At 41.7% G+C, this 11376-nt stretch carries 14 protein-coding genes; 4 read left to right on the plus strand and 10 right to left on the minus strand.

The genetic code is table 11. The features are described 5' to 3' along the window. Positions 1 to 32: 32 nt before the first annotated feature. The 4 genes from ACSBOP_RS12060 to ACSBOP_RS12075 all read right to left on the minus strand — a co-directional run bounded on the left by ACSBOP_RS12060 (position 33) and on the right by ACSBOP_RS12075 (position 3299). A complete protein-coding gene (locus tag ACSBOP_RS12060) occupies positions 33 to 1031 on the minus strand; it encodes an amidohydrolase family protein (RefSeq protein ID WP_442600785.1) in 999 nt (332 codons plus the stop codon). After that, complete coding sequence (locus ACSBOP_RS12065) at positions 1016 to 1555, minus strand: 3-hydroxyanthranilate 3,4-dioxygenase (protein ID WP_442600786.1); 540 nt, start codon at positions 1553 to 1555, stop codon at positions 1016 to 1018. Before ACSBOP_RS12065 ends, ACSBOP_RS12060 begins: the two co-directional genes overlap by 16 nt. A gap of 21 nt (positions 1556 to 1576) precedes the next feature. Beyond that, the gene (locus ACSBOP_RS12070) at positions 1577 to 2341 is read right to left on the minus strand and encodes an IclR family transcriptional regulator (protein ID WP_442600787.1); all 765 of its coding nucleotides are present in this window, start codon (positions 2339 to 2341) and stop codon (positions 1577 to 1579) included. A 187-nt stretch (positions 2342 to 2528) separates the two neighbouring features. Further along, positions 2529 to 3299: an MOSC domain-containing protein gene (locus ACSBOP_RS12075; protein ID WP_442600788.1), complete on the minus strand. Its 771-nt coding sequence runs from the start codon at positions 3297 to 3299 to the stop codon at positions 2529 to 2531. A 131-nt stretch (positions 3300 to 3430) separates the two neighbouring features. Here ACSBOP_RS12075 and ACSBOP_RS12080 point away from each other — a divergent pair, with 131 nt between their 5' ends. After that, entirely contained in the window at positions 3431 to 4186 is a 756-nt protein-coding gene (locus ACSBOP_RS12080) for an exodeoxyribonuclease III (protein WP_442600789.1), read from the plus strand. 29 nt (positions 4187 to 4215) lie between these two features. Then, a complete protein-coding gene (locus tag ACSBOP_RS12085; RefSeq protein WP_442600790.1) occupies positions 4216 to 4938 on the plus strand; it encodes a hypothetical protein in 723 nt (240 codons plus the stop codon). Between the two features lie 65 nt (positions 4939 to 5003). Here ACSBOP_RS12085 and ACSBOP_RS12090 read toward each other — a convergent pair whose 3' ends face one another. The 6 genes from ACSBOP_RS12090 to ACSBOP_RS12115 form a co-directional block, all read right to left on the minus strand. Continuing rightward, positions 5004 to 5468: a DinB family protein gene (locus tag ACSBOP_RS12090; RefSeq protein WP_442600791.1), complete on the minus strand. Its 465-nt coding sequence runs from the start codon at positions 5466 to 5468 to the stop codon at positions 5004 to 5006. Between the two features lie 26 nt (positions 5469 to 5494). Further along, a complete protein-coding gene (locus ACSBOP_RS12095) occupies positions 5495 to 5992 on the minus strand; it encodes a HugZ family pyridoxamine 5'-phosphate oxidase (protein ID WP_442600792.1) in 498 nt (165 codons plus the stop codon). Between the two features lie 15 nt (positions 5993 to 6007). After that, a complete protein-coding gene (locus ACSBOP_RS12100; RefSeq protein WP_442604458.1) occupies positions 6008 to 6793 on the minus strand; it encodes an ABC transporter ATP-binding protein in 786 nt (261 codons plus the stop codon). Position 6794: 1 nt separating this feature from the next. Next, positions 6795 to 7784, minus strand: coding sequence for a FecCD family ABC transporter permease (locus ACSBOP_RS12105; protein WP_442600793.1), 990 nt, complete (start codon positions 7782 to 7784; stop codon positions 6795 to 6797). A gap of 51 nt (positions 7785 to 7835) precedes the next feature. Continuing rightward, positions 7836 to 8828, minus strand: a complete 993-nt coding sequence (locus tag ACSBOP_RS12110; RefSeq protein ID WP_442600794.1) for an ABC transporter substrate-binding protein — start codon at positions 8826 to 8828, stop codon at positions 7836 to 7838. 158 nt (positions 8829 to 8986) lie between these two features. Then, on the minus strand, positions 8987 to 10195 hold the full coding sequence (locus tag ACSBOP_RS12115; protein WP_442600795.1) for a GNAT family N-acetyltransferase: 1209 nt from the start codon (positions 10193 to 10195) through the stop codon (positions 8987 to 8989). A 113-nt stretch (positions 10196 to 10308) separates the two neighbouring features. Here ACSBOP_RS12115 and ACSBOP_RS12120 point away from each other — a divergent pair, with 113 nt between their 5' ends. Both ACSBOP_RS12120 and ACSBOP_RS12125 read left to right on the plus strand, forming a co-directional pair. Then, on the plus strand, positions 10309 to 10722 hold the full coding sequence (locus ACSBOP_RS12120; RefSeq protein ID WP_442600796.1) for a hypothetical protein: 414 nt from the start codon (positions 10309 to 10311) through the stop codon (positions 10720 to 10722). 36 nt (positions 10723 to 10758) lie between these two features. Beyond that, the gene (locus tag ACSBOP_RS12125) at positions 10759 to 11271 is read left to right on the plus strand and encodes a GNAT family N-acetyltransferase (RefSeq protein WP_442600797.1); all 513 of its coding nucleotides are present in this window, start codon (positions 10759 to 10761) and stop codon (positions 11269 to 11271) included. Positions 11272 to 11376: the final 105 nt, after the last annotated feature.

Consider the following 11376-nt stretch of genomic DNA (forward strand, 5'->3'; position numbering starts at 1 on the left):
CGCCGTATCTCCTTTTTGGCTAGCTATCCTTCTTACATCTTCCACTTCAAGAATTCCAAAGCATTTCCGCCTAACATCGCTGCTTTTTGCTCACTCGATAGTCCTGGTGTATCATAAATGACTTTACCTGGCGGTAATTCACGAAGTGGAAACGGATAATCCGTACCCATCACAATCTTGTCGACACCGAATCGTTCAATCATCAATTTCATGTTTATTGGATCATAATTTAATGAATCAAAGTAAAAGTTCTTCGTATAGGAACTAGGTGGATGTTCAGTCACACGCAAGTGTGGCCACACCTTCCAACCTTGATCAAGCCTTGGCAAAATAAATGGGAAAGAACCTCCGCCGTGTGCGAAGCACACTTTCAAGTTCGGGAACTTTTCAATGACACCGCCACCAACGAGACTTGCTGCTGCAAGCGCTGTTTCACTTGGCATACCGACCGTGTACATAAAGTTGTGACGAGGCATTCTATCGCGACCAAGCGTTTCCCATGGATGGATAAAAAGCGGTACTTCCCATTTCTCACACATTTCAAAAAAAGGCAGCAAGGAGGGATCATCCAAGTTCATCCCATTTACATTCGTTCCAATCTCGATTCCATGTAGCCCAAGCTCATGCATACAACGATCCATCTCACGAATTGAAGACTCTACATCTTGCAAAGGAACTGTACCTAGACCAATAAATCGAGTTGGGTTCGCACGAACCGTATTTGCGATGAAATCGTTTTGCAAACGAGCCATTTCATCCACAGCTTCTTTGGGTGCCCAGTAAGAGAAGGTAACGGGGATCGGCGACAGTACTTGCATATCAACGCCCTCACTTACCATATCTTCAATGCGTTTATTCGAGTCCCAACACTGATCTGTGATTTGGCGGAATACGTTACCTTCTACCATGATGTTAGCACCACACGAACATGTTTTTTCGATGGTAGGCCAACGGTTGCCACCAAACTTACTTGCAAAATCAGGTAATTGTTCGGGTATGATGTGCGTATGGAAATCTACGCGGGTTGCCATTCGGACACTTCCTCTAATGCGACATGGTTGCAGTTCTTACATGTACGTAATTCAAGGTTCGTATTGAATCCGTGAATGGCTTCTTTCACCTGCTTTTCAATATCGACAAGTTGAACGCGCTCACGGTGCATTTCGTGGTCACATTTTTCACAGAACCATACGAAGTCTTCAAGCTCACCTTCCGCTCTATTTCTTTCAATCACTAATCCAATTGTATCCGGAACGCGGTGTGGGGAATGAGGTACGTTAGCTGGAAGTAAGAACATTTCGCCTTCGTTGACAGTTATAACTTGACGATTGCCTTCTTCGTTAATAATTTCAACATAACAAGATCCTTTTAATTGGTAGAAAATTTCTTCGGATGGATCCACGTGGAAATCACGGCGCTTGTTCGGTCCACCTACTACCATCACCATAAGTTCCGCATCTTTCCATATGACTTTGTTATTAACCGGCGGTCTCAAGCTATCCTTATGTTCATTAATAAAATCCCACAGATTAATTGGCAGCGATACTTTGCTCACTATAAACACGCTCCTTCGGTTTTATACACGATAACCAAGCTTTCGAGATACTTCGAGTCCTGCACTTTTCACTTCACGAATGACTAGCTCTGTTTGTTCCTCCGTAAAGCGAAGCTTAGGCCCTGCACAGCTAATCGATGCAATCACCTTGCCTTCATGATTGAAAATTGGAGCTGCCACACATTTAAGACCAATCTCAATTTCTTCATCGTCTATGGCATAACCCTGATCTCGAATTTTCCGTAATTCTTGTTTAATCTCATCTAATGTATCCAAGGTGTAGGGTGTAAATTTCTTTAATTCAACTTCATGTAAAATCCGATCAATGGCAGATTCCTCAAAATACGCTAACATGGCCTTGCCGACTCCGGTACAGTACATCGGTGCTCGTTTACCAACCATGGAATACATCCGAAGTGATCCAGGTCCCTCTAGCTTTTCTACGTAAACAACTTCGTCTTTATCATGAACAACCATATGAACGGTTTCGTGTAATTTCTCTACTAAGTCTTGAATAATTGGAGAGGCAACCTTACGAAGTTCCATTCCACCACCCACTAAGTTTCCTAGCTCAAACAACCGCAATCCCAATCTGTATTTCTGGTCTGTTAGCTTTTGTTCTAAGTAACCTCTGTGTTCCAGTGTCTTGATCAATCCATGCACGGTACTTTTCGACAATTTCAATCGGCTGCTGATTTCTTTTACACTGAGTTCAGATTCAGTTAGCGAGAATAACTCCAGAATGTCGACAGCACGTTCCACAGATTGAATTAATTTTTCGCTCATGCACCCTCCTTTTGTTCGATAATGTCGAACGCCATTCGATAATAGTGATTACGCTTTCATTATAGTATGCGTCCCAAAGGTCTGCAATGAATATTTCATAATTTTCTGATAATAATTATTTGTTAATTTTACGCACAAAAATAGCCCTAGATTTCCTAGAGCCACAGTCTTTTTTCTTCTCAAATCGTTAGCTGATAACCAAATTTACCTCGTTTTCTAGGTATACTTCATCCCCAATACGCACATCACCAACTTCAATCACATTTGCATAGACGCCGAATTGAAGGTTCATTTCTTGATTTACTTTTTTCAAAATATTCACGTTGCGCTCATACGTATCTGGATCGATGGTGATCAACATACAACGTTCGCATGGCTCGATGACTTCTAATCGACACTCACCTATACGAAGCTTTTTACCAATCCAGTTCGTTTCATCTTCAGCCGTATCATATAGTGTCAGTAACATATTGGCGCGAAAGCGGCGCGGATCGACATCGCTCCCAACAAGGTTCTCCAATTTTCGTAATGAACGATCACTAATAATCAAGATACCGCCTGAATCTACAGCTAGCAGCTCTTGACTATCGGGTTGATGATGAATCATCGTCAGGGTACGATCTGAGTACATCTGCATCTCTTGCAGCAATGTCTCATCCCAGCGGAGTTCGCGGCCATCAGGTGATGTAATATGTACAGGCGGGAATTCATTTGTTGTATGTAGCTCATTTCCAGTACTTGCTTCATGAAGTTTTGCTTGATACCCGAGCATCTGAGGGAACTTTCTTGCGGTAATATAACGATTCCATCCTTCCTTGGTTGGATCGATAAACGCATGAGATCGATCTCCATATAAGCCATATTTAGCTATGTAAGTCTGGTCTATAGGCTGACCCGCCATTGATTTGACAGGATATCTTGTTAATTGATGTATCGTACCCACTGAAGAATCATTCATAACTACACTCCTTTGAATCAATCAATTCTTTTCCTTCATTATATCATCAGTTTTGAATGATTTGGTGCGTCATATCGATAATGATATACTACGTATGAAGAGATGATTGAAGATAGCAGGAGTTGAAAATTATGAAGTTAGTATCTTGGAACGTTAATGGATTAAGAGCTTGTGTGAACAAGGGTTTCAATGACTATTTTGCAAGTGTGGATGCTGACATCTTCTGCTTACAGGAAGTGAAATTGCAAGAAGGTCAGATCGATCTAGATTATGGAGATACATACGCCCAATATTGGAATTACGCCATCAAGAAGGGATATTCGGGAACAGCTATTTTTTCGAAAATAAAACCGTTATCTGTGCGCTATGGAATAGAAGAGGATTCCGAGCCTGAAGGGCGAATCATCACACTAGAATTCGATAGCTTCTATATGGTTACCGTTTACACTCCGAACGCGAAGCGTGATCTGTCTAGACTGGAATACCGGATGGAATGGGAAGATCGATTCCGCAATTATCTTCTCCAGTTGGACGAGCATAAACCGGTTATCGTGTGTGGCGATCTGAATGTCGCCCATCAAGAAATCGATATTAAGAATGCGAAACCTAATCGGGGTAATTCAGGGTTCACAGATGAAGAACGTGGAAAAATGACCGATCTGCTCGATAGTGGATTTATTGATACATTCAGATACTTCTACCCAGATAAAACGGATGCCTTCTCATGGTGGTCCAATATGCCTAAGGTAAGGGAACGCAATGTCGGCTGGCGGATCGATTATTTCCTTGCTTCAAAGAGACTTGGCCCTAAGCTTATAGATGCTCATATTGACGCTCATATCTTAGGCAGTGATCACTGCCCTGTTGTCCTGATTGTTGAAGATTAACCTTATAAATGAAAGGCGGAGCAGTTATCATGATACAACCATTTTTCATTACACCAAGTTCATACCATACCTTCGAGAGCGAAGCGGAGCAATTAGATAAATGTAAAGAATGGGGCTTAGTATCCAGTAAAGCAGCTAAGACCAAAACTTTTTACTATAAAGGAAAAGGGTTGCAAGTCCCTTGCCATATCATTGGATTCGTTGATAATACAACCGCGGTTATTGAGCTCGATAACAATCAGCTGCACTGCATCCACCCTTCCTATCTTAAGGAAATGCAAGCCGCTAATTATAGTCAAAGACAGGTTGTAGCTGCAGAAGATACTCAAGAATCAGATGAAGAGGGTCAAGTTAGCGAGGATATGCCTACTGCTGAGTCCATCCCTGCTCAGCCGATCGTCGGAGAACCTGCCGCTAAAAAGAACGCTTCGAATGTGAAGAAAGAAAAAGCTCCCAAGCTACAACTTCCAGAAGAAAAAGTGAAGATGCGTGCCATTGTTCAAGAGTTTACGACTGTACCGAACCATTTCTCAGACAATGATGATGAAGTAATTATCTATGAATCCGTAACGATCCTTGATCCCGAGACTGAAATTGGTACGGCTTGGTCCAGTCATAGTAATACGCTTAAGAAGTTAGAACTAGTAGTCGGTGACACCATCACTTTCGAGTGTAAAATTGTTGCGAAGAAGCTGACAAAACATCCCGTTCCATATAAAATCAACAACCCTGCAAAAATGCAAAAAGTATAATCTAATGACCTAGCAAAAAGGAGTATGCGATAACGCATACTCCCTTTCTTTTACCTTATGATCGATTATGAATTAGCAGGTTGAACCGCACATTTACGAATAAGCGATACTTGACCTCCATGCAATCCAGCATGATACAGAACACGACCTAACGCTTCGCGCGGTGTTGAAGATCCAATTGGTGAAGATACAGGCTCATCCCACGCTGCTTCAGGCAGTTCCTTCATCGCTGATGATAAATAGAGATCCGCCGCTTCAAGGAAAGTAAGCAATTCCTGAACATTCCCATATGCATGACCTCCTTTATCTGGCTCAGTCGTCAAGTAAGTAACATCCTCTGGGGCTTTTTTGTTAAAAAACCACTCCGCAAACATATACTCAACCTCTGCATTATGTCTTAGAATATAGCCGATAGATAAAGTCTCAGGCGAAAGGCGCAACTGCAGTTCCTCTTCCTTGATGGATTGCATCGATTTCTGAAAACGATCCCTTACTGTTCGCCATACTGGATATACCGCTTCAAAAGACATCGTAATACCCACCTCCATTTTTTACCTTACTTATCTTTGCGATCTACAACAACGTGTTCGAATTTCTCACCTGTGATGTCCACATCGAACGCTTGACCAAAGCCTACAACAAAGCGTCCTGTAAGTGGAGTTAACTTGAACAAGGAGAAATCAAGTCCACGCAGCATATTCATCATTTTGTCGCTGAATTTCGCGTTAAATTTTTCGAAAACCTCTTCGTTCCCTTCATTTCCTAGGTTCTCTGTTGCACACGCATAACGAGCGCGCTCACGAGCAAATGCATTCGGAGTCTCCGATTCGTCAGCGATCATCATCACATGAACACGATCATTTTCTTCTACATAGCGGAAATGATCGGAAATTTTACTGATGTAAATATATAGATGGCCATCTAAATGAACAAATGGCGCGTAGCTGATAAAAGGAGCTCCTTCTTCATCCAAGCTGCTGATCATAAGTGTCTTGCGGCTTTCCATGAATGCTTGGAATTTTACTTTCATTGTTGCTGTGTCGATTGGTTTCATTGCTATTCCCCCTAGTTAATTAGCTTGAGCTTTACGAAGTGGATGAATGCGAGGCGATTCAGAGCCATGAATGTACGCTACTTCCGCTTCCACCCCATACACATCTCGAATCATATCATGTGTGAGTACATCGCTTGGTTTACCAGATAAAGCTACTTGGCCATTGCGAATCACACAGATGCGATCACTGTACGTACTAGCTTGATTAAGATCATGAAGAACCATAATAACAGTAATCCCTAACTCTTTATTAAGTGTACGCACAAGCTCAAGTACTTCTAATTGATGTGCGATATCCAAATAAGTTGTCGGTTCATCGAGTAAGAGCACCTTAGGACGTTGTGCTAATGCCATAGCGATCCAAGCGCGTTGTCCTTCTCCACCTGATAATGATTTGACGAGACGTTTTCGATAAGTAGAAAGCCCTGTCTGTTCAATTGCCCAGTCGATAATTTCATAGTCACTGCTGGATAGACGTTCGTACCATTTTTTATGAGGAAAACGACCGTAAGAGACAAGCTCCTCGACCGTCATGTCTGCAGGAGTCTGATTCGATTGGCATAAAATGCACATCATTTGTGAAATGCGCTTTGTATGCATAGACTGCAATTCTTGTCCTGCGATACATACACGACCACTTTCACATGGAATCATACGAGATATACCTTTAAGCAAAGTTGATTTACCCGAACCGTTAGGTCCGATGATGGAGACAATCTCTCCTTCTTCCACTTGTAGGGTGACATTCTTTACGATTGTGTTACCGTCATAACTAATCGTTAAGTCAATGGCTTGTAGCATTTTACACATCACCTTTTCTCATGAGATATAAAAAGTAAGGTCCTCCCGCAACAGCCATCACAATACCAGCAGGAATATCAAGTGGAGCGAAGAATGTTCTTCCAATCGTATCCGCTACGAGAAGCACAAGTGCTCCGAGCCCAATACTCATCGGCAATAACTGCTTGTAATCAGATCCTACAAACATACGAGCCATATGCGGTACAACCAATCCAACAAAGCCAATCATCCCTACAGTGGAAACAGATACAGCAGCTAAATATACCGCAATAAAAGACAGAATAATACGAATGCGATTAATATTTTCACCTAGATTAAGTGCAGCTTGTTCGCCTAATCGCAAGATATTGGCTTGACGAATACAAAAGATCGCAGCGATCCATCCAATAATCGAGTACGGCAGCATGACGCTCACATCGCCCATACCCTTTCCCGACATACTACCGTTCAGCCATTGCAAGGCACCTGGAAGTTTATCGCTGTAAAGAAGAGATAGTAATCCAACGATACCTCCAACTACGGAGTTCACAGCGATACCTGACAAAATGACACGTACCGGTGTGATGCCTCTGTTCTTCCAAGCTAACGCATATACCATGATGGCCGCCACACTTCCACCAACAATTGCAGCAATAGGTATGAATGAAGTATACGCTGGTGCTGCTAGTAAAATGAACAATACCGCAACAGAAGCACCGCCCGACACCCCTGTTAATCCAGGGTCAGCAAGTGGATTGTGCATGACCGCCTGTAGTAAAGCGCCTGAAATGGCTAGATTCGCACCAATTACAACAGCAAGTGATACCCTAGGAATCCGAATATCCCATAGAATGGTATCTGATACTTCCCCGCCGTTACCGAACAAGGCTTGAATAATTTCAATTGGAGAAAACCGTACACTGCCTAGTCCAATCGATAAAATAATAGCAACGATAAGCAGGATGAATGTTATGCCAATCGTAATTCCTTTATTCCTACTCTGTGCTAGCATCTGTCTTCCCCCTATTGACTATGAACAATGAACGGATGCATTGAACTCTCATTATTGATACAAGAAATTAAACATTTGTTTGTATGCATCCCCTGCTTTAGCAATAGATGCAACTCCGAACAAGTTATAATCAAGTGCTTTTACTTTGCCATTCTTAAAGGCATTAAGTTTATCCCAAGCACCGTTTTTCTTCACATCAGCTTCGAACTTCTTAATTGCTGTATCGGGATCACCATGTGCCACTAGTAAAATAACATCTGGATTAGCCGCAACCACATTTTCCATATTTAGAGCAACGTAAGTTTCCTTAGACTTCAGCACTTCGGAGACAATGTTTGTCGCATGCAGCTTTTTCGCTATACTGCCTGCAAATGTACTCTCATTCATCATCATGAACGATTCTGCAGAGCCGAATAGGAACATCACTTTCGGTGATTGTTTTCCTTTGGACTGTTCTTCACTTGCAGCTTCTTGTTCAGCAAGCTTAGCTAGGAAATCATTTGCTTCTTTTTCTTTCTTATAAACGCGACTTAGAACGACTGTTGATAATTTTAACTCTTCAAGTGAATCGGAAGGTAAGTATGCTGTTTTTAATGAAGCAGGTTTAAATTGTTTCTCTAGGCTATCTTTAATGGATGCAGGTCCAATTACGATATCAGGCTGTAAGCTTGTTACTTTCTCAATATCGGGCTTTAGAGCAGAACCGACTTTCGTAATCTCTTTGAATGCTTCAGGTAATGCAACAGTTGAAGTTGGGACACCTACAGGTTTCACACCAAGTACGTTTAACACTTCGGATAATGAAACAGAGACTGGAATGACTTTATTAGGAGTCTGCCCACCAAATTGTGCAAGTAGAGCAGTAGCTTTTTCTTCATCAATTTTAACTGCAGGTGCTTGTGTCGCAACTGGAGTCGCTGCAGGTGTTGCTGTTCCTGCTACCTCTTTTACATTTGAAGCAGCCTCTTGTTTACCACAGCCCACTGCTAAAGTTAACATCATTGCACTTGCTAGTATTCCACTCGTTCTAAGTATTCGTTTCATTGTGTAGGAACGCTCCTCTAAAATTTAATTGAGATTGATAATTATTATCATTACGGTGTATGTTAACATACGAAGGTGAAATTTGACAATATGTTTGTTAAATTATTTATTGAAAAATAAAAGAAGCTCTGGATTACATCCAAGCTTCTTTTGCTTGATCATAATTTTTTATAATAATAAACCGTTGCTTGGTACTCCCCGTTATCTGAAATGACATACTCTGGAATCCGGCCTACTTCAACGAATCCATTTGATTGATAGAGCTTATTGGATGGATCACCTTCACGCGTATCGAGTATGAGGAGACTCCTTTTCTCTTCCTTTGCCTTGTGTTCCATCGTATCCAGAAGCTGCTGTGCGATTCCTTTCCTACGATGAGAGGGATGCACCATTAGTTTAGCTACTTCTGCACGATGAGGAGCGTTCTTTTTCAAAGCAAGATGCAATTGAATCGTTCCGACTATGTGATCGCACTCATTCTTCGCGATCCAAAGTTTAACACCTGCCTGCATCATATTCTGCCAATATGTTCTTGCTTCATCCCTTGCAAGTGGGGGCAAAAAGCCAATTGAAGCACCATTATCTACAACTTGGACGAGGAGTTCAGATAAGTCATCAAGTAATTTCGTATCTTGTTTGGGATCAAATATAATAATTTCTTCAATTGTGATTCCTAACCGTTGCAATTTCCCGGTCGCTTTTAAACCATCCTCCAACCCGTCATTCGCAATCGTATACACCCCATACCCTTCCATCGCCTCCGTACTTTCAAGCTGCCCGTTAAGCAGATACACGCACGAACATTCATCAATACCATAATTAGCTTTGCTCTGGCATGTTTGAACAGCCAGTCTAAGGTGACTTTCGTCTTCCCATTGTGAAAAATGGACAGCGAGCACCATATCCTCTACGAGGCCAATTCCTTTTCTAAGTTGAAACTGCTCTTTGTCGTTATCCTTTGCCGAAATCACACATTGTGCTGGACTAATCAAGGCACCTGCTGAAAACCCGGCAACAGGAATTCCCTGCTCATACGCTGCCTTTATCGCGCCGCCAATCGGTGTGTCCACAATATAATCTGCATATAAGTTCGTGTCCCCGCCACCAATTATGATGCCTGAGCATTGTTTAACATGATGAATAACTTTGTCTATCGGTGTTATTGGCAGTGGAAGAAACTTGAATTGTTCCACTCCATACTTCTCTAATTGCTCTGTATAACGTGACTGATAATCCTCCCAACCTTCCCTCCATACTATTAAAACCACTACTGGGGCATTTCGACGAGATGTTAATTCTGCGAACGTACCCGCAAGCTTTGGTGTAAATGGAGGCCCACCTCCGATTAAAAATAAATGTTTATTCATGTTCATCTACTCCTTTCACAAGATGTCTGAATTTTTATATCATTGCATTTTATCATTGGCATAGGATTAAAGAAAGATATCTGGAATTATTTATATTGAAAGGAGATGACAACGTGGAAGCTTCAGCTACCAAAACGATTCTCGATGCAATAACAGCATCCTTTTTCCAAGTGTTTACGAATAAAGATGGAGTCAAGCCCAATGTAAATCTGATCCACGAGCTATTTATTCCAAGCGGTATAATCATCAGAAATACAGACTCTACCCCTGAAGTTTACACCCTGCAGCAGTTTATCGAACCCCGAGAGAAGCTATTAAATGACGGATCGTTAATTGATTTTGAAGAAAAGGAACTATCTGAACGAACCGAGATTTTTGGTCAAATCGCACATCGGTTTAGCCTTTATGAAAAATCCGGTATGCGCCAAGGCGTTTATTTTCATTCAAAAGGCATGAAGAGTATTCAATTCATCCACACGCAAGATGGATGGAAGATCAATTCTTTAACATGGGATGATGAGAAGTAAAAAACACCCTGTAATGACAATAAGGTGGTGAGTGTAATGGCTATTATCGAGACAGAACGTCTCTTGATGAGACAACTAACGACTGAGGATGCTCCGTTTATTTTTGAGTTGTTGAATGAACCATCGTGGATACAATTCATTGGCGATAAAGGGATTCGGACGATCGAAGATGCACGCGATTATATTGTAAATGGACCTATGTCCATGTATGCTCGTGCTGGGATTGGACTATATCTGACTCTACTCAGAGAAAACCTTGTTCCAATCGGTCTATGTGGCTTGATTAAACGAGATTCACTCGAGGATGTCGATATTGGTTATGCCTTTCTTCCAAAATTTTGGGGGCAAGGATATGCCTTCGAATCTGCTTCTGGTGTACTCACCTATGGTAGAGATGTTAAGGGATTAAATCGCATTGTTGCCATTACATCGCTGGATAATGACCGTTCTGGAAACCTCCTTGAAAAGCTAGGCTTACAATTTGAGCAAATCATACCATCTACAGCAGGTGATGAGGAACTCAAACTTTATGCAATCCAATTATCATAAACCATTCCATTTCCCGGGCAAGCGCAAAAATCGATAAGATTAGCATTTTGTTGACAGCGCTATTTTTACAAAAGATACGAAAAATATAGGAAATCACTCGGTTAT

Source organism: Paenibacillus sp. KN14-4R, assembly GCF_052180255.1.
Classification (GTDB): Bacteria; Bacillota; Bacilli; order Paenibacillales; family NBRC-103111; genus Paenibacillus_AM.